At 54.9% G+C, this 18,551-nt stretch carries 18 protein-coding genes and 2 pseudogenes; 11 read left to right on the forward strand and 9 right to left on the reverse strand.

Annotated elements, in window-relative coordinates:
* Window positions 1-737 precede the first annotated feature (737 nt).
* The 5 genes and pseudogenes from V3C20_RS11585 to V3C20_RS11605 all read left to right on the forward strand — a co-directional run.
* Window positions 738-947: pseudogene (locus V3C20_RS11585) on the forward strand (histidine kinase dimerization/phospho-acceptor domain-containing protein); the annotation flags it as partial.
* 319 nt (window positions 948-1,266) lie between these two features.
* Window positions 1,267-1,455 carry an ATP-binding protein gene (locus tag V3C20_RS11590; RefSeq protein WP_330935448.1) on the forward strand — a complete coding sequence of 63 codons (189 nt, stop codon included), beginning with the start codon at window positions 1,267-1,269 and terminating at the stop codon, window positions 1,453-1,455.
* A gap of 307 nt (window positions 1,456-1,762) precedes the next feature.
* Window positions 1,763-3,490 carry a PA14 domain-containing protein gene (locus tag V3C20_RS11595; protein ID WP_238623750.1) on the forward strand — a complete coding sequence of 576 codons (1,728 nt, stop codon included), beginning with the start codon at window positions 1,763-1,765 and terminating at the stop codon, window positions 3,488-3,490.
* Between the two features lie 13 nt (window positions 3,491-3,503).
* Window positions 3,504-3,947 carry a hypothetical protein gene (locus V3C20_RS11600; protein WP_240042249.1) on the forward strand — a complete coding sequence of 148 codons (444 nt, stop codon included), beginning with the start codon at window positions 3,504-3,506 and terminating at the stop codon, window positions 3,945-3,947.
* Window positions 3,948-3,991: 44 nt separating this feature from the next.
* Window positions 3,992-4,519 carry a hypothetical protein gene (locus tag V3C20_RS11605; protein ID WP_130082901.1) on the forward strand — a complete coding sequence of 176 codons (528 nt, stop codon included), beginning with the start codon at window positions 3,992-3,994 and terminating at the stop codon, window positions 4,517-4,519.
* A 69-nt stretch (window positions 4,520-4,588) separates the two neighbouring features.
* On the opposite strand, the gene V3C20_RS11610 is transcribed toward V3C20_RS11605, so the two are convergent.
* Entirely contained in the window at window positions 4,589-5,530 is a 942-nt protein-coding gene (locus tag V3C20_RS11610) for a hypothetical protein (RefSeq protein ID WP_130082790.1), read from the reverse strand.
* 201 nt (window positions 5,531-5,731) lie between these two features.
* Here V3C20_RS11610 and V3C20_RS11615 point away from each other — a divergent pair, with 201 nt between their 5' ends.
* Together V3C20_RS11615 and V3C20_RS11620 are read left to right on the forward strand one after the other, a co-directional pair.
* On the forward strand, window positions 5,732-6,493 hold the full coding sequence (locus V3C20_RS11615) for a hypothetical protein (protein ID WP_149873777.1): 762 nt from the start codon (window positions 5,732-5,734) through the stop codon (window positions 6,491-6,493).
* 9 nt (window positions 6,494-6,502) lie between these two features.
* Window positions 6,503-6,856 carry a YkgJ family cysteine cluster protein gene (locus V3C20_RS11620; protein ID WP_130082787.1) on the forward strand — a complete coding sequence of 118 codons (354 nt, stop codon included), beginning with the start codon at window positions 6,503-6,505 and terminating at the stop codon, window positions 6,854-6,856.
* Window positions 6,857-6,870: 14 nt separating this feature from the next.
* Here V3C20_RS11620 and V3C20_RS11625 read toward each other — a convergent pair whose 3' ends face one another.
* From V3C20_RS11625 to V3C20_RS11635, 3 genes are all read right to left on the reverse strand, one after another.
* The gene (locus V3C20_RS11625) at window positions 6,871-7,743 is read right to left on the reverse strand and encodes an IdeS/Mac family cysteine endopeptidase (RefSeq protein WP_130082785.1); all 873 of its coding nucleotides are present in this window, start codon (window positions 7,741-7,743) and stop codon (window positions 6,871-6,873) included.
* 588 nt (window positions 7,744-8,331) lie between these two features.
* Complete coding sequence (locus V3C20_RS11630) at window positions 8,332-9,219, reverse strand: tyrosine recombinase (protein ID WP_130082783.1); 888 nt, start codon at window positions 9,217-9,219, stop codon at window positions 8,332-8,334.
* 27 nt (window positions 9,220-9,246) lie between these two features.
* A complete protein-coding gene (locus V3C20_RS11635; RefSeq protein ID WP_130082781.1) occupies window positions 9,247-10,380 on the reverse strand; it encodes a DNA adenine methylase in 1,134 nt (377 codons plus the stop codon).
* Window positions 10,381-10,699: 319 nt separating this feature from the next.
* Here V3C20_RS11635 and V3C20_RS11640 point away from each other — a divergent pair, with 319 nt between their 5' ends.
* Window positions 10,700-11,299, forward strand: coding sequence for a hypothetical protein (locus V3C20_RS11640; RefSeq protein ID WP_130082777.1), 600 nt, complete (start codon window positions 10,700-10,702; stop codon window positions 11,297-11,299).
* Between the two features lie 302 nt (window positions 11,300-11,601).
* Here V3C20_RS11640 and V3C20_RS11645 read toward each other — a convergent pair whose 3' ends face one another.
* Window positions 11,602-12,603 carry a GGGtGRT protein gene (locus V3C20_RS11645; protein ID WP_067573408.1) on the reverse strand — a complete coding sequence of 334 codons (1,002 nt, stop codon included), beginning with the start codon at window positions 12,601-12,603 and terminating at the stop codon, window positions 11,602-11,604.
* Between the two features lie 45 nt (window positions 12,604-12,648).
* Window positions 12,649-13,341, reverse strand: coding sequence for a hypothetical protein (locus V3C20_RS11650; protein WP_067573406.1), 693 nt, complete (start codon window positions 13,339-13,341; stop codon window positions 12,649-12,651).
* A gap of 219 nt (window positions 13,342-13,560) precedes the next feature.
* Here V3C20_RS11650 and V3C20_RS11655 point away from each other — a divergent pair, with 219 nt between their 5' ends.
* From V3C20_RS11655 to V3C20_RS11665, 3 genes are all read left to right on the forward strand, one after another.
* Entirely contained in the window at window positions 13,561-14,355 is a 795-nt protein-coding gene (locus V3C20_RS11655; RefSeq protein WP_161981268.1) for a metallophosphoesterase, read from the forward strand.
* A 76-nt stretch (window positions 14,356-14,431) separates the two neighbouring features.
* Window positions 14,432-14,995 carry a hypothetical protein gene (locus V3C20_RS11660; RefSeq protein WP_130082774.1) on the forward strand — a complete coding sequence of 188 codons (564 nt, stop codon included), beginning with the start codon at window positions 14,432-14,434 and terminating at the stop codon, window positions 14,993-14,995.
* Window positions 14,996-15,210: 215 nt separating this feature from the next.
* A complete protein-coding gene (locus V3C20_RS11665; protein ID WP_130082772.1) occupies window positions 15,211-15,612 on the forward strand; it encodes a flavodoxin domain-containing protein in 402 nt (133 codons plus the stop codon).
* 479 nt (window positions 15,613-16,091) lie between these two features.
* Here the strand turns inward: V3C20_RS11665 and V3C20_RS11670 are convergent, their stop codons facing one another.
* From V3C20_RS11670 to V3C20_RS11685, 3 genes and pseudogenes are all read right to left on the reverse strand, one after another.
* Window positions 16,092-16,988: a hypothetical protein gene (locus tag V3C20_RS11670; RefSeq protein WP_130082770.1), complete on the reverse strand. Its 897-nt coding sequence runs from the start codon at window positions 16,986-16,988 to the stop codon at window positions 16,092-16,094.
* Window positions 16,989-17,017: 29 nt separating this feature from the next.
* Window positions 17,018-18,104: pseudogene (aroC, locus tag V3C20_RS13480) on the reverse strand (chorismate synthase).
* A 131-nt stretch (window positions 18,105-18,235) separates the two neighbouring features.
* Complete coding sequence (locus V3C20_RS11685) at window positions 18,236-18,505, reverse strand: HU family DNA-binding protein (protein ID WP_067570335.1); 270 nt, start codon at window positions 18,503-18,505, stop codon at window positions 18,236-18,238.
* Window positions 18,506-18,551: the final 46 nt, after the last annotated feature.

Here is an 18,551-nt window from a genome sequence, read left to right on the forward strand (position 1 = left end):
GCAAAAACCTCTCCAACAGCCAGGCGGTGGAATACAACATCACGGTGGAGAAAAAAGTCGGGGAGCTGGCCAGGGGAAAGGGAAAATCCCCATTCAGGGGCGGTACGGTTACGGCACAGGACAAGGCCACGCCGGAAGGATTGCCCCTGGCTTCAAAAAAAAGGCAGGAAGTTAAAAGTTCCGCAATCGGGGGCAGCTTTTCTAAGGAGAATGGGTTGTTGCATTTCGGCAAAGTGGGGGGCATGCGGGATGAATTCGGGGAACAGGAAGCAGGCAGGGAAGCGTTTTCAGCAGTGCAGGATAATGCCGGGGAACTTTTTCCGGAAAGCCTGAAGGAAAAGGGAAAGGAAGAGATGTATATGGAACTCTTCAAGGCTCCGGGGAGCTACAAGGAACTCTCCATTTCCTCTCTCCAGCCCCAGTGGAGTCAGGATGCGGAATGTTTCCTGACGCGCCGCGTCTCCGACCACGGGCAGGTATGGGTACAAGGTATCTGGCTGGATTGGGACAAACTGTCCGGCTATCTTTTGAAATCCGTAGCGGATATTCTGCCGGAAGCCACTCTGGAGCCTGCCGGCGAGGGGGAGGAAAGTTATTTGACGCTCGCGGGCATACCGGCCATGCTGAATCCCGGAGGCCTGCCCGACATGGCTGGGAATTCCCTGCGCACGGTCTGGAAATCCATTGCCATGGCGTGGTTCTGCGGCATTCTGGCGCTGTGCGGCGTCATTGGCTTCATGGTCGGCATCATCCGCTTGAGCGAACGGAGGGCCGTATTCGTCTCCGCCGTGACGCATGAACTGAGGACTCCCCTGACCACCTTCAACATGTACACGGAAATGCTTTCCTCCGGTCTGGTCCCCAAGGGCAGGGAAATGGCGTACGTGGACATTCTGAAGGAAGAGGCATCCAGGCTGACGCATTTGGTGGACAATGTGCTGAGCTATGCGCGCGTAGAAAAAAACTCCGTAACCCTCCGGCCGGAAAGAATCTCCGTTCCGGCCCTGGCCACTTCCGTCATTGCCCGCATTTCTCCCCGTCTGGCGGCTTCCGGCATGGATTCCCAGCTCTTCATAGCGCCGGAACTCCAGTCGGAATCTGTCATGGCGGACATGACTGCCGTGGAACAGATCGTGTACAATCTGGCGGACAATGCCGCCAAATACGCCCGGTTTGACGGAAGCATCCTGAAACTGAAGCTGACCCGGGAAAAACGGTTCCTGGTGATCCGGGTGGAGGACGGGGGGGAAAGGCATTTCCGAATCCCTGCGGAGGAAATTATTCCGTCCCTTTTCCCGGTCTGCGGAGGAAGCGGCCGGAAAACAGCCTGGCGTGGGGCTGGGCCTGGCCCTGTCCCGTGAACTGGCCCGAGGCATGGGAGGAGAACTGTGGCTGGAAGAAAGTTCCGGAAACGGAAGCCGTTTTGCCCTCAAGCTGCCGCTTGTCAGGGACTGACCGTCAATCTTCATTCAGAGATGGAAAACCTGGCAGCACCTGCTTCATTGAGGATATGGAAAGCGGTTTTGGTGCAAACAGGGTCATTCAACCAAGGGCTTGAATGAGGTATATTCTTGTAAAATATCCTCCATGGGAACTCTATCGGTTAATTGATTTTGGTGAAATTCCCCTACCGGAATGTAGTGGAGCATTTATTGCTTTTTGAAACTCTCTCATCACGAAGAGGCGTGTTGTTGTTCCGGGAATTTTCCATAGTTCCTAATGAATTAAATGTTTAGTTCATTAACAATAAACTATTAAGAAAATGAATGATTACATTCCTCTAAACAAGGCTGTTGGCCCGAAGGTCATTTGCGACGGTTATCAAGCCCTTATCCCACAGAAGCTCGGAGTCGAGGCGCTGACTTTCAACTTTGACGGTTCGGAGTGCGAGCACGCCACTTGTTCTGGTGCTCCGGAAATGTTCATTAAGGTCGAAGAGGACGCCCTGCATTATTTCGGCGTGGAAGCCGACGACACGGGTATCCTTTTTATTGCCGGCGAAGAAATCTGTGAGAAAAACGGAGAAAAGCCCAACGGCAAGCTAAATATTGAAAAGGCTGAGAGATACTTGAAAGCTGGTTATTACAAGGTGGCTTTGAAATATTCCAACAACGCCTACGATCCCTCCAGCAACAACGCTATTGCCTTCAATGTCACCATGGACAAGGAGCCTATTCTTGATGGAAAGTATGAAGGGGACTCGACAATGAATCGTGAATTTTCTCCTTCTCCCAAAATCAAGCTGTGGACGATTGAAAAGGAATCCACCATCACCTGTGAAGAGTCCAAGAAAGTTGAAGTAACGCTCGAAGAACCTGAACCTGTTATCCAAAGAGGTATTGGCGCTTGCAAAACGAAAGCCATCATGCCTCAAATCATCATAACGGCTTGCAAGGATGAAGTGCTTGATCGATGGAACGCGCGTGTCCAACAAGTGTCCGCAGGCAGCACGATTCTTATACTCACGGGAACTTACACAGACGCCATTGAAAACCCTCCCGTTACTGAAGATGAAGCTGTCGAAGCAGTCGACGAAATGAACGGTTATCAAGCTCGTGGAAGAGTTGGAAGATGGCACACTATGCAAGCTTCCCTCGCTCACGAAAAACACCATCGCCGAGAACTTAACGACGCCTTCAAATTCTACTGGGACAATTTGAGAATACAGGATTCAATCGAATTACAACATGTTTCGTGTGAAAAATTCCCGAAAATGGATGATGCCTTGAATGAAATGAGGAAGTTCGTTCGTAGTTGGACAGCCACCTACATGACGGCTGTTAAGAAATATGTCGAATTGTTACCAGATAAAGAAAATACTCGTCCCTACTGCGCCGGACAAAAAGTTCTGAATGAGGCGACTCTCCAAATTATCAACCAAGCGAAAGCCAACGGATGGAGCAAGGTACCCGATCAGGTCACGGAGCCGGGAACCATCGAGCCGCCCTGTTTCCTGCCTCCGGTCAACAAGGAGAAATCCCGGAGCATGGCCGTTGCGGAACAACCGACACCCTTGACCCTCTCCATTGCGGACACTTCGAAGTTCAGGGAAGGCAGGATTATGGTCTGCTTCCGCAACGAGGGTAATCAGCCTGTCCGGATTCTGGATGAAATCAATGACGGAACGGCTGATTATTTCTTCCTGACAGTATTGAGGACGGAACAGGGAGATGCCCGTATTCTGAATGCCGAACTGGGGAAAATGACTTTCCAGCGGCCCTTGAACTACCGGGAGCTTGCTCCCGCCAGGAATACAACGTCACGATTCCGGTATGCCTGGATAAAGTTGAGCTCGAAGACTGGAAACAATGTTCTTGTGAACTGGAAACGAGCTACTATAATCAGCAAGGTAAGAATTGTCTCTTGGGGGTTCTTCAGGCGACGACCAAACTCGCGCTGTGATGAAAAAAATCTTTCTATTTTTTGGAATTGTATTGAACCTGTCCCTCCATGCTATTGCATGGGGGGACATGGCCGACAATGGGGTTGAATGCTCCGTGGTGATGGAAAAAACCCGGTTTGATGTGAGGGAGGCTTTCCCGGACTTCAAGCTGGTGTTCACCAACAAGGGCGAAAAAATCGTGCGCCTTTTCGACGATTTCTATCCCCTGAAGGATGACGGGCCGAATATCCACATCGAAATATGGCGCAAGGCAAATGGGGAGAGAAAAGGTCCTCTAGCCTGGTACAGTCCCATGTATAAAATCGAACGGGTAGGGGCCTTGATGCGCTTCATTACGTTGAAGCCGGGAGAAAAGTATGAAGTGCCCGTCAAGGAAGCTTACCTGTTGCTGGTGTATCTTGAACATCTTCGCAATCGCGAGAGCTATGAATTGGAAGTAAGATTCCATGATGGATATGGAGAATCCGGTGTTCAGACGGATTATGTAGGGAAAGCAGATTTTGAGACGGTGAGCCGGGCCCCAAAAGGAGTTTATTCTCCATAGTCGTTTCATAGGACTCTCTGGATAACATTCAAACTCGTGCTGTGATGAAAAAAATCTTCCTATATTTTGGAATTCTAACAAGCCTATTCCTCCATGCTGCAGCATGGGGGGACATGGCCGACAACGGAGTGGAATGCACCATCAAGATGGAAAAAACTTTCTTTGACGTAAGAGACAGGTTGAGGGATTTTACACTCGTTTTTACCAATAAGGGAAAAAAGTCTGTTCGTCTTTATGATGACTTTTATCCTGAGCCAACCTTAGGTCCGCGTATCAAGATAGAACTTTGGAGTTGGCAAACAGGAAAAAAGAAAAAATTAGTTGGTTCGTATATAGGCGCTTATCATGTTAACAAGATGTTTCAGAACATCCGTTTTATTACCTTGAAGGCCGGAGATAAACATGAAGTACCCATTAAGGACGTTTACTTGCTGGTGAACTTTATCCCTGAAACGCTGCGTTTGTCCAAGGGGGAAATCTACTTGCTGGAAGTGGAGTTTGTAGATGAACGCGCAGAACCGGGAGTCCGAAGGGTGTACAAGGGAACGACAACGTTGGTCACTAAACCTTAATGACGATTGAAAAATCCCCGGTTCCTGATTGCCGAAACCGGGGGATGGTATTTTATTCAGTTGGTGCCGTTATCTTCTGGACGGGACAGCGTGTGACGGCCTACCGCCGGATGGAGAAGGGCGCGATGGCGCCGCGGACGGAGGTGAAGAAGGTCTGGAAGGCGCACTGGCGGAGGGAGGGGGAGAGGACGGTCTGGAAGGGGAAGGACTGCTGGGCCTGCTCATGCCGGAATTGCCGGGCCTTGGACCGCTGGGTCTGATCTGAGGGGAAGACGGGCGGCTTGGCCGGCTGGCTTCCGGTCTGTTTATTCCAGGACGGTTATTGCCCGGGTTGACGGCTCCGGGGCGGTGGGAACTGCCGCCGGGCCTGTTGATTTCCGGCCGATTGCTCGGTCTGCCAGGTTGAATTCCCGGTCTATTGTCTCCGGGACGATTGACCCCCGGGCGATTATGGCTTCCGCCGGGATTTACCGCCGGGGGACGGGAAGGGGAACCGGGCCTATTGATTTCCGGCCGATGGTTGGGCCTGCCGGGCTGAAACCCCGGTCTGTTGTCTCCGGGACGATTGATCCCCGGGCGATTATGGCTTCCGCCGGGATTTACTACCGGGGGACGGGAAGGAGGGCCGGGCCGATGGTTCGGACGGAAATGGTCAGGCCTGTACTGGGGCTTCATGGGCGGTCTTGCCATGGGGCGGCAGTAGTGGGGGCGGATGTAATGGCCCCGGTAATAGGGAGCCGGCCCCCACGTGGGGATGTAGTAATTGGGCCGGATCAGGTTGATGGAATAAATGGGGCTGCCAAACGTGTCATAGGCATAAATGGGCCTGCCGCCATAATAGCCGTAAATGGGGTAGCCGGAGCTGTCATACATGTAGGAAACGCTGGAGCCGCCGCTGCTGTAGGAGCCCGCCACGCTAAAATTGTCGTAGTAAGGATCATAGCAACTGGACAGGGCGCAGCCTATGGCCGCGGCCAGCATGGAGTTTTTCAGGATGTCGTATGCTTTCATGATGTTAAATTCTTTCAGGGTTTGTCTCCCTTTACATGAAAAGCGCTGAAAGAAATGCACATTTGTTTAAAATATTTTTGCTTGGAACGCGGCTTCCTTTTGTCTTAGACTGCAAAAACGTTCTACGCGATGGGAATTCTCTTTCAAGATAAAAAAATAGGCCTTGCCCTTTTGTGCGACAATGCGCCCTATACGCTTGCCATGACACTGGCGTCTTATGAGCGGACCGGATTGCTGGATTATCTGGATGCCGCATGCGTCGTTTATCCGGAAGGGGCGGACAAAGTGGAACATACGGCCCGCGTCTGCGGTATTCCCGCCGCGCCCTCCAGTATGGAGGGCGGATTCATCGGCGCCCTGGCTACGGCTGTCGCCACGCTGGACACGGATTATGTGCTGCTGGCGGAGGACGACTGCATGGTATGGGAGCATCTGCGCGGGGAGATGCTGGAAAAGCAACTCAAAAAGGCGCTGGACCTTCTGGTCTCCGGCCAGGCGGACATGGTGAGGCTGCGGCATGCCTGGCGCGGGAGCACCCGCTATAAGGCTGCCTATACATATTCCTATTTTTATCCCGTGGAGCAACTGGCCACTCTGTGGATGCATGCGGAAGGCCTGTCCGAGGCTCCGGACTGGGTCAAGAGCATGCGCCGTTTCTTCCATCCCGTCCGTTCCAAGCGTTCCATCGGCCGCTGCGTTTATGTGGAACAGAACCCCCATCTGCGTTTTCCCCAGTACATCAGGAAGATTGAAGGGGGCTATATCATTGACAGCGAGGTTTTCGAATGGACCAACCAGCCCACGCTCATTGCCCGTTCCAGAATGAGGCAGATACTGGCGGGGCTGGCCCAGGCCCAGGGAAACATCGGCAAGCTTCCCCAGGACTTTGAAAATGCCGTCAACAACCCCCGCTGGCGGGACGCCCATATGAACATAGGCGTCATACGGGGCATTTTTACTTAAAGAGAAGCCATGGCGGAGGAGGGCAGCCCAACTGCATGGTATGAATGCACCCGGTGCGGCGCCTGCTGCCGCTGGGCCGGCGACGTATGCATTGAGGAGGATGAAGTACGTGAAATCGCCCTTTTCCTGGAGATGGACGAACAGGAATTCATCAATGAATGCTGCCGTCTGCGGGCCAACCGCAAAGGCTTGTCCATCAAGGATGCGGCGGACGGCGCCTGCCTGATGCTGACGGAAAACGGCTGCCGGATCAATCCCGTCAAACCGCGCCAGTGCCGCGATTTTCCCAATAAATGGAATTTTCCCGGTTGGCGGGAGTTGTGCCGTGCTCAGGAAGTGAACCAAACACCGGACCCCCGATAGGAGGAAAGACGGTTTCAACAAGCCTGCCTGCGGCGTTTCCATGCCAGCCAGAGCAGGGCGGCCAGACTCAAAGTGGCGGTGCCCGGTTCCGGAATCAGCGCCAGCGCATTGCCTACATCCGTGGAAAGCCCGTATACTCCGCTGATGAAAAATTTTCGGTCCTCCCGGTGGTACCAGCCGTCTTCCGTCGTTTGGAAGTACAGGCCGCCGTCTTCACCTGTGTAGCAGGCCACTTCAAAAATACCATTGGAGGAGTGGTAGCCGTATTGGAGATCGTCGGAATCCGTCAGATACATTTTCGTCAGCAGGGAAGTCTGGTCATCATATTCCACTCCCCACAGGGTGATGGCGTGCGCCGTTTCGCCCAAGGTGTCTCCAATGCCGAGTGTCAGGCCGTATCCCGCATTCAAACGGTCCAGAATATACTGGGAGGAAGCGGAATAGGAAGTGGCATTGTAGGCGCTGGTCAGGAAAAACGCCTGGTTTTCAGAAAAAATGCTGCGGTAATATCCTCCCTCGGCGGCTCCTTCCTTGAGCTGGGACCATCCTTCCTGTCCCGCAGGAGGATAATCCCCGGAAAGCCACCATTGGAACGCATAAGAGGCGTTTCCGCCCAAATCCGTGAAGGAATCCTTGAAAGTCGTCCATACGGCCTCTCCAGTGGGAGTTCCGGATGGAATGACGTACCTGTCCTGCCACCAGTTGAGAATATTGCTGGCGGAGGCGGCCCAGCAAAGATTGTCGTCTCCCGGAGCAAGCGTTTTATTGGCGTCATACCATCCTCTCTCGGAAGAAACGCCCAAGGTCCAGGTTTCCAGAAGTTCGGCGTTTGCGCAAGATACGGCAAATGTACAAATTGTGATTAGAGAGAAAGGCTTTATCATCATGTCAAGTTGGAGATATTGTGTAATCCTTAACGGATTTGGAATCCGGAGTCAAACTACAATTTTGAGGAGAAAACATTTAGGCTAATTTCCGTTGTTGGCCAGGAGCATTTTTCACTTGGAAAACGAAGGCTGCCGCCTTCAACGATGAATGATTTCCGAATCTGAGCCAAGGGGAATTTTTCTTTCGCCTGTGCCGTTCAAGACTTATTGCAAGAGAGAAGAGAGCTCCTTTACTCCCAGTAAATTGCATTTATCAGTAAAACCGGGAAGATTTACTGCGGCACGGAAACGTGAAATGCTGAAGCAGACCGAGGAAAGAATCGGCTTATTCCCGTACAGGAACCTTCCGGATTCCAAATCCGGTTTTATTTTCTTCTCTAAAAGGGCAAAGGAGAGAAGGACAAAGCAAACACGAATCAGGGATGAAATGAGGGTTATTTAATACTTCGCATAATATATGTAATGCAAAATTGAATAGCGATGAAAATAGATGCTAATCAGTTTGCTGTAAAATAGATAAGAGGTAATCCTGCATTTCAAGACAGGCACGGTTCTCCTGTTGTGAAGCGTTGTTCCAAGGAAGCCGCATCATCCTCTGGGATGAAAACGGTGATGGATGGAATTCAGCCGTTGCTGTTCCAGATGCGTGTAAATCTGCGTGGTGGCTATGTCCGAATGTCCCAGCATCTCCTGGATGATTCGGAGGTCCGCGCCGTTCTCCAGCAAATGCGTGGCAAATGAATGGCGCAGGATATGAGGGAAAACATGCTGGTCAATCCCGGCGGCCCTGGCGCGCTCCTGAAGGATCTGGCGCACCCGCTCCCTGGTCAATGGCCGTCCCCGCACGGTCAGGAAAATGTGGCTCTTTGTTCCCGGTTTGACCAGTTTGGGCCTTCCGCGGTCCAGATACGCCTTCAGAGCCTCCAAAGCCGACGTGCCAATGGGAACGAGTCGGGTTTTGTCCCCCTTCCCCAGTACCCGGACGAATGCTTCATCTGCGTCAAAACTTTCTAATTTGCAATTAATTATCTCACTTACACGCATCCCGCAGGCATAAATCATCTCCAGCAGGGCCCGGTCTCTGCATCCCAGTGGAATATCCTGAATGTCAATACTTTCAAGAAGTTTTGAGACGGTATGCTGATCCAGCACATGAGGCAGTGTCAGACCCTGCCGCGGCATTTCCATGAATGCGGAGGGATCCTTCTCCAGAATACCCGTTCCGGCCAGCCAGCGGAAAAAAATGCGCAGATGCACCATTTCCACGCGCATGGAGCTGCGTGCCATGCCGCGGGACTGCAAATGCCGGAGGAATTCTGCCAGACTGCCTGTATCCACCCGGGAAGGATCCGCATCCCCTTCCCCCAGAAACCGGGAAAATTCTTCCAGGGTCTGCCTGACGGAGATCTGGTAGGCCGCACTCAAACCTTTTTCCGCAGCCAGAAAGCGGATGAAACGTTCTATGTGCACCTGCATGCCGAATCCTCCTCCCTTGTCCCGTCTTTAAAAGCGTTCCACCAGAAACAGGAACTCCGTCACATTCTGGGGGCGGTTCTTTAAATTCCTGCTTCCCCGGAAGGTGGCGTAAGGCGTTTCCAGCGTGGCAATGTGTCCCAGCTTGGCCAGGAAAGCCGTCATTTCCTCATAACCGATGAAACCTTCCGAACTGTAGGACAACAGAATGAATTTGGCAGGACAGGATTCCAGCAAATGGAATAATGACTCCGTGGCCTGCTGACGGCTGTTGTACGTGGAGCGTTTCCAGTCCTTCGGAATGCCGGAAACGCGGCTGATCTTTTCCGGCCGTTTGTAGGAAGACAGCAAATTCAGCATGAAATAGTTGGAGCCGTACGGATGCTGGTTGTAGGGAGGGTCTAGGTACACAACGTCCATCTCCGGCAATTCCTCCGCCAGCTCGTTGGCGTCCCGGCAATGGATGGAATACCGGCAGTCGAACCTAGAGAACACGGGAAATTGCAGGGAAATGTCCCCCAGAATGCGGCTCAAGGCGTTTCCTCCCGAACCGCCGAATTTTCCGACCCCCTGCTTGTCCTTGTAAAATCCCTTGAACACGCCTGCCGTATTGGCATGAATGGAGGCTTCCGCCAGCAAAGGGGCAATGAAGTACGGCCGTACTTCCTCTGGCAGCAGATTGATGGTCTGGCGCGCCGTGTCCAGATAAAGGGCATTCCGGCGCGTGTAAAAAACGCGGTCTTCCGCCGTGATGCGTTCCGGATTCCGGGGAGCGTACAGCTCCGTAATGAAACCGGGGGATTCATGAGTTTCCATATACCGCAGCAGACGCCTGTAATGCCTTTCCAGCTCCAGGCCGTCCACTTCTCCGGAGTTGCTCAAATAACAGGTGTTGACGAGTCGGCTGTATTCTTCCAGATCATTGACGATTAGTTCTTCCGAATGTTTTTTCAGGAAGCGGGCCACAATGCCGCTGCCGGAAAACAAATCTCCAGCCTTGAGATGCTCCTTCCCCAGGCGGCCCTTCACATATTTGAGTCCGCGTCCCAGGAAATTCAGCAGGGAACGCTTGTTCCCCAAGTAAGTTACAATCTGTTCAGTCAGGTATCTGGGGTCTTCCTCTATCTCGGTCGAAAGAGCGGATAATAGCGCATTAGGGGTCATAAGCAAGCCGCGCCAGCATACGGCACTGAGGCCTTCCCGTCAAGTTGAGCCGATGAATAAGAAATGGAACGGGATTTAAGTATTCATCAGGGATTCCGGCTGTGGCAGATGCGCTTTTTGAACCCTTCCCGGAAAGGTCAATCGTTCCACAGAAAACTGCCTGCGCCCAGCGGACTTCCTGTAGATGAACCTGTTTTTTATTTGCTGTTTTGGAAAGGCGATCCCATGGATGGCATCTCCTTTTCCGAAAGAGCTCTCCTGCCTTCCTCTGAAGAAAGGTCTTTTCAAGCCGGAAACACATGTTATATTTTCAATAATCATGAAAACCCGTTTACTACCCTGCACGCTGGCGTGCGTGCTCATGGCAGCCATGCCCGGCTTTTCCGGGCCGGAAGATGACTTTTATGAAGCCAACTTGACGCTCACGCGCGCCGGCCGCCTGGAAAAGGAGGGCGACTTCAAGGGAGCCCTGGAAAGCAGTGAAAAAGCGGCCCGGCTTCTGCAAGCCCTGAAGCAGTCCTCTCCCGACTGGAACCCCTCCTGGATAGCGTCCAAGCTGGAAAATGCCTCCCAAATCCGGGAACGCGTGGAACCGCTGGCGCAAAAAGCCCCCGAACCTAAAAAAAAGGAAGACCATTCCCTGAAGCCGGGAGAATGGAGGGACGTGACCTTTGAACGGGCCTACAAGGCCCACGAACAGCAACAACTGGCTGTCAGGCAGGCTCCCCCCGCCCCGGTGGCAGCCCCGGTTTCCGTGTCTTCTCCCGCGGCATCCCAACGGATCGCTCCCTCCGGCAGGCGTGCGGAGGTGCGCATCGTCCAGCCGCCGGCATCCGTCGTTCCCAGACGCACTCCGGAACCCACCAGGGTGCCTCCGCCGCGGTCGGACCACGGCGGCCGCTTCCGCATCGGCGGTTGAAGGGGGACGGTCTTGGGCACAAACCCCTGCTCCATGTTGAAAGAGACAGGGACGAGGGAGCCGTGATCTTTTTGCCTTCAAAAAGTCACTGACAATTGCAGCCTCTTTAACATGTCGGCTATCTGCGTATTTGTATCTTCCGTTCCATGAACGGAGGCCTTGGTTCTCATGGATGAATGCTTCCCCCGTACCGGGGAAAAGATCAGCGTCTCCGTTGAAACGCGCATTCCCTTGCGACAAAAAAAGAGCCGTCTCCCTGCTGGGGACGGCTCTTGATATAAAGGCGTTTGCCTTAAAGACGATTAGTTCTTGGCGGCTTCTTCAATCGCCACGGCCACGGCCACGGAGGCGCCGACCATGGGGTTGTTGCCCATGCCGATGAGGCCCATCATTTCCACGTGGGCGGGCACGGAAGAGGAACCGGCGAACTGGGCGTCGGAGTGCATGCGGCCCATGGTATCGGTCATGCCGTAGGAGGCTGGGCCGGCGGCCATGTTGTCCGGGTGCAGGGTACGGCCCGTACCGCCTCCGGAAGCCACGGAGAAGTACTTCTTGCCCTTCTCGTTGCATTCCTTCTTGTAAGTGCCGGCCACCGGGTGCTGGAAGCGGGTGGGGTTGGTGGAGTTGCCGGTGATGGAAACGTCCACGCCTTCATGCCACATGACGGCCACGCCTTCGCGCACGTCGTCGCAGCCGTATACGCGCACGGCGGCCTTCGGTCCTTTGGAGAAGGCTTTTTCCTGCACGATGTTCAGCTTGCCCGTGGCGTAGTCGAACTTGGTCTGCACGTACGTGAACCCGTTGATGCGGGAGATGATGTAGGCGGCGTCCTTGCCGAGGCCGTTCAGGCAGACGCGGAGGTCCTGCTTGCGGACGCGGTTGGCGGACTTGGCGATGCCGATGGCGCCTTCGGCGGCGGCAAAGGATTCGTGGCCGGCCAGGAAGCAGAAGCATTCCGTTTCGTCGCGCAGGAGCATGGCGGCCAGGTTGCCGTGGCCCAGGCCCACCTTGCGGTCGTCGGCCACGGAGCCGGGAATGCAGAAGGACTGGAGTCCTTCTCCGATGGCTTCAGCGGCGTCGGCGGCCTTCGTGCAGCCCTTCTTGATGGCGATGGCGGCGCCCACCACATAGGCCCAGCCGGCGTTTTCAAAGGCGATCGGCTGGATTCCGTTGACGATTTCACGGACGTTGATGCCTTTGGAAAGGCAGAGCTGTTCCGCTTCTTCAATGGAACCGATGCCGTACTTGGCCAGGGCTTCGTTAATCTGCTTAATGCGGCGGTCGTAGGATTCGAAAAGAGGCATAATGGTAATAGTGCTTGAAGTTGATATACTCTTTTTAATTCAATCTCATTCGTGACGAGGATCGATGTACTTGGCGGCCTCGTCGAAACGACCGTAATTGCCCGTGCACTTGGCGACGGCTTCGTTGGCGTCCATGCCTTTCTTGATCATTTCCATCATGGGGCCCATGCGGACGAATTCATAACCGATGATTTCACCGTCTTCATCCAGAGCCAGCTTGGTAATGTACCCTTCGGCCATTTCCAGGTAGCGGGGGCCCTTGGCGCGGGTGCCGTACAGGGTGCCGATCTGGGAGCGGAGGCCCTTGCCGAGGTCTTCAAGGCCGGCTCCAATGGGCAGGCCGCCTTCGGAAAAGGCACTCTGGGTGCGGCCGTACACGATCTGCAGGAACAGTTCGCGCATGGCGGTGTTGATGGCGTCGCACACGAGGTCCGTGTTCATCGCTTCCAGCACGGTCTTGCCGGGCAGGATTTCCGCGGCCATGGCGGCGGAATGGGTCATGCCGGAGCAGCCGCTGGTTTCCACAAGGGCTTCTTCAACGATGCCGTTCTTGACATTCAGCGTCAGCTTGCAGGTGCCCTGCTGGGGAGCGCACCAGCCCACGCCGTGGGTCAGGCCGGAAATGTCCGTGATCTCCTTGGATTGAGTCCAGTTGCCTTCCTGGGGGATGGGGGCCGGACCATGGTTGCAGCCTTTCTTGACGCAACACATTTGTTCGATTTCGTGTGTAAACTGCATGGTTTTAGGATGTTAATATGAAGGCGGCCCTGCAGTCATCGGACAGTGCCGCCTTGTAGCGGCACGGATCATATCAGCAAATCCCGGAATGGCAAACACGAATGATTGAAAACCGGGAGAAAACCCTCATAATCAGTCCGCAGTCCCCTTCCCTGCATGAGAACGCGGCATCGTCATCCACTTCTCAACAAACTTGCAATCATCTCTGTCTTAATACTCATGATTGACGGTGCATGGACCATGTGGGGAAAGAAGGGAGAGCCCGGGCGTGTGCAGACCGTCACGACCGCCCTGGACCTGCCCCAGTGGGCGGCGGAATCCGGCCCTCCACTGCGGGTTGCCGTGGCCGGGGACTTCCACCTGCGCCCGCGCGGCGGCAGGCAGGCGCGCATGTACATGGGAAAAATCATGGAGTCCCGGCCGGACATGATCTTTCTGCTGGGAGACTATGCCAACGGGCACACCCGGAAAAGCAGCATGAGCCCGGAAAAGGCGCGGGACTACTTCCGAATGCTCAGGGCTCCGCTGGGCATCTTTGCCGTGCAGGGCAACCATGACCAGTACTACGGATGGGAGTCGTGGAAAAACATGTTCGCGGACCTGGGCATCTGCGCGATGTGGAACGACTCCTTTCTTCTCCATCTGCCGGGTGGCAGAAAGCTCCAGCTTTCCTCCGTGCGGGACGACTACCACATGAGGATCAGGCCGGAGGAACTCCCGTTGCGCCTCTCCCCGTCCATCCCCCACATTCTCCTCTCCCATGTGCCGGACATCTTCCCCCTGCTGAAGCCCGGCACGGCGGACGCCGTCATCAGTGCCCACACCCACGGCGGCCAGATCTGCCTGCCCGGCGGCATTCCCCTGGGCTGCATCTCCCGGGAAAAAGTCAAATTCACCTACCCCTGGTCCCGCTTGAACGGCACCCCCTTTCTGATCACCAGGGGGCTGGGATGCAGCGTACTGCCCCTGCGCCTCTGCTGCCCTCCGGAAATCATCGTGCTGGAAATCCGTTAAACAAATCAACTCCCTCCAACTCTGACCGCCTGTGAAAAACATCCTTCCCTTCTCTTATTCACATTGTATTTACATCTTGTTGACAATAGCCGGTACGGCCGCCTGCCTGGAATCGTGCTCCGCACCCGCTGCCGCGTCGGCTGCCGTGGCCTCCTGGTACGAAGAAACCCTTTACGAAGGCAAGCCCTTCTACGTCACCAAAAACGCCGTAAGTTGGAAAAGCGGCAGAAAAAACGCGGACTTCGGCCATTGGACAGCCGTCAGCGTCTATGACCCTGCCGTGTATATGAAAGCGGAAGGCAGGCAATTCACCATCGGTTCCGGCTACGGATGGGATGGCGTCACGTGGGGAGCCACCCCGCCGGACATGCTCCTCCCTTCCCTGTTCCACGACGCCATGCTCCACGCCAAAATGAACGGCGCCTCCATCGCCAGAAGCCAGATAGACCTGGCCTTCTACGACCTCATGACCGCCCAGCATGCCGGCCGCAAGGGAATCTACTACCGTTTCGTGCGCCTCTTCGGCTGGTGCTTCACCTTCTCCCAGCACCCGCGGACATTGACAATCCACCGGGAGGGCTCCGGAGCTGAATCACTTTTCCGGAAACCATGCCGTTCCGATGGCGGCCATGGCGCCTGATACTCCTTGACTCCAGAGACAGACACTTTCGTCTTTTCCCTTCCTCTGAATGATTCAGCCAGTTGAACATGAAAAAGCTGGCAATCCTGCCTCAAGTAAGGCTTTTCCGGACAGTCTGCGGAGGGAATGAGGATTTAACTTTAAACAGTCGGTTTTGGCTTGTCTTTGTAATTAGTTTAAACTAACTTTTGGTGTCACAACAAACATAAACATCCATGAAAGTCACCATCATCTACGGAACGGAAACAGGAAACTCGGAAAGTCTGGCCCGTGAGGCAAATGTTATTGATATGGAGTATGTAACAGTGGAACAATTAAAAAACGGTGGAGCTTTGTTGATTATCACCAGTACCTGGGGAGACGGGGAGCCTCCTTCCAATGCGGAAACGCTGTACCAGGCATTGAAGAACTCCTCGGAAGACCTGTCCGCAGTCAACTATGCCGTCTTTGCGCTTGGCGACGGATTCTATGAACACTTCTGCCGGGCAGGCAAGGACTTTGATGCCTTTCTGGAACGTTTGAAGGCGCAAAGGCTGATGCCGGTGGTCCTGTCAGATGGGGACCACGATGATACCTTTCCTGAATGGGTGGATGCCGTGGCGGAAACACTCTCCTGAGGGATATTTCTTCTTTTACGGCATGCGGAGGGTCTCATCCCTTTATCAGGCCAATTTCTTAAAGGGGCTCCTCTTTCCGGCGTCACGCGGGGGGGGAGCGCTCTTTGTTCTGAAAAGAAAAACCTCAGCAAATAATCGGCTGCTGCCGGGAACAGGGAATCCTGACGCTTATAACTTGCTTTTTCCGAATTAATGAAAAATCACTTCAAAAGTGAAATATGGTCTTATCTCCAGGGCCTTGTCATAACTCTCCAGCGCTTCATCCTTCCTTCCAAGATTGTTCACTACATTCTCTCTTTGGAAATAAGCCCTGGTATTTTCAGGATCAAGAGTATCTCATGCTCCCATTTTTCCAGTTTCTCCTTCAGCTTTTCTTTATTGTCAAAATCAATCTTGAATATACCCGATACTACCTAACGGCAAAATCTTTGAAAAGACGATAATGGAAATGGAAACCATTTAGCGGGAAAAAGAACCGTTTATTCCTCAATCGGTGTGGCCTCGGGAATGTATTCATTCCCTGCGGGCGCAGGCTGGCGGGTATCGGTGACGAAGCCCAGCACCCGGTCCACGTCCAATTGGGACAGGACGGTGCGCACGTCCTGGTCTTCCAGAAAGCGGGTAAGCTTCACATCGTTGTAAAGCCCCTGCATATCCCCTTTTTCCACCAGTTGCCGGATGGCCGGGTCTTCGCTCAGGCTTTTGAGGCTCAGCACTCGGCTGGTGATTCGGGACCGCGGCATGTAGCAGTCAAGCTGGGTGCGGCGTTGGTCGGAGAGTTCCGGGCTGAGTGTCACCAGATAGGCGATCATCTTGGCTAGGGAGAGCCGTTCCGGGTCGTGCTCAGGAGAGACCTTTACCAGCCACGCCAGATGGGGATTGTCCGTGATGGCCTTCTTGACGGTGTAGATGGTAGGCAAAGAGATGGCGCGGGTTGGATCCATGTGGTACAGGGCCAGTTCCCGGGCGCGGGTCATTTCCGCCATGGAACCGTAATAAAAGATGCACATGACGCCCACCCAGCACACCACGGCGGCCATCAGCAGCGTGGTGACCGCTCCTTTGGCGCCCCCGAACCCCATCCGGCGCCCCCAGGAGAACACGTCACTGAACCAGAAGAGGCCGTGCATGAAGACAAAGAAGACGGCGAGCGCTCCTCCGATGGATAGGACGGAAACCATCCACTCCCGCGGATCGCTGGTGATGAAGGAAAGGTACGTGAACCCGTATTTGGACAGCCAGAAGTACGCCGCCACGGCGGAGAGCACCGCAGCGCCGAACAAGAGCATCTTGATCATCCCCTTCAGCATGCCGAGTATGATGAAGCCGGCCAGCAGAGCACCCAGAACTAGGTAGAATGTGAGGGAGGAATCCATGAAATATCCGGAAAAAATCGGCCGCGCCTTTACAGTGCCCGCTGGCAGCGCTGGCGCAGGTAATGGTCGCACAGGCAAAGCCACGCCATGGCCTCTACAATGGGGACGGCGCGCGGCAGTACGCAGGCGTCATGGCGTCCCTTGCCCTTGAGCCGCGTGTCCTCCCCGGTCCGGTTCACCGTCTGCTGGTCGAGCATCAGCGTGGCGGTTGGCTTGAAACCGATGCACATCAGAATGTCCTCCCCGTTGGAAATGCCACCCTGGATGCCGCCGGAATGGTTGGTTGTTGTCCGGACGCGGCCGTCCTGCATGCAGAAAGGGTCGTTGTGCTCCAGCCCGGTCATTTCCGCGGCGTCGAATCCGGAGCCCACGGAGAACGCCTTGGTAGCGGGAATGCTCATCATGGCGTGGGCCAGCGTGGCGTCCAGCTTGTCGAAGACGGGGTCCCCCCAGTCCGGGAGGGCAGCCGCGCACCGTGCACTTGACCACTCCGCCCAGGGAATTGCCCGCGTCCCGCGCTTCCTTGATGGCGGAGATCATGGCTTCCGCCACGGCGGGATCAGCCGTGCGGACGATGTTGCCCTCCACCACGGCGGCGGTTACGGCCGCCCAGTCCACAGAGGCCTTCACCCGGTGCACCTGGTCCACCCAGGCGATGATTTCCATATCGGGAAACGCCTGCTTCAGCACGGCTTTTGCCACGGCTCCGGCGGCTACGCGGCCGATGGTTTCCCGGGCGGAGGCGCGCCCCCCTCCGGCCCAGGCGCGGATGCCGTATTTGGCATCGTACGTGTAGTCCGCATGGGACGGGCGGTAGGTATGCGCCATCTCGTCGTAGGCGGAGGAACGGTGGTCCTTGTTGCGCACGCTGATGGCGATGGGCGTGCCCAGCGTCATGCCGTCCAGTACGCCGGAAAGGATTTCCGCGCGGTCCTCCTCCTTGCGAGGGGTTACGATGTCGCTCTGGCCCGGCCTGCGCCGATCCAGTTCCCGCTGGATATCCTCCTCTGTCACCGGAACGAGCGACGGACAGCCGTCTATCACCACTCCCACCCCGGCTCCATGGGATTCTCCCCACGTGGATATTCGGAACACCTGGCCAAAATTGCTGGACATGGCGGCATTCTAGACGCCGCCGCCCGTCCGGTCAAGCCGCAGGCCGCCGCCGCGGGACATAAAAAACACCCCGGCCAGCATTGGCCGGAGTGCTGAAAGAAGAAAGCTCCCTGTTACGGGCAGCAGCCGTCTTAGCCCTTCATATTGGAAGAGGCCTTGAAAGCGACCGTCTTGGAAGCGGGGATGGCGATGGCCTTGCCGGTCTTCGGGTTGCGGCCAGTGCGGGCTTCGCGGGTCTTGGTAGCAAACGTACCGAAACCGATGATCTGCACCTTGCCGGCGGACTGCACGCCTTCCTTGATGGATTCCAGCACAGCAGCCAGAGCTTCCTCAGCGTGCTTCTTGGTCGTGTCGGCACCCAGCTTCTTTTGAATCAATTCGATCAGTTGAGCCTTGTTCATAGGACTTCGGTGAATAGCACATGGATATCTGGCAGTAAAGAAAAAA

Source organism: Akkermansia sp. RCC_12PD, from assembly GCF_036417355.1.
Classification (GTDB): domain Bacteria; phylum Verrucomicrobiota; class Verrucomicrobiia; order Verrucomicrobiales; family Akkermansiaceae; genus Akkermansia.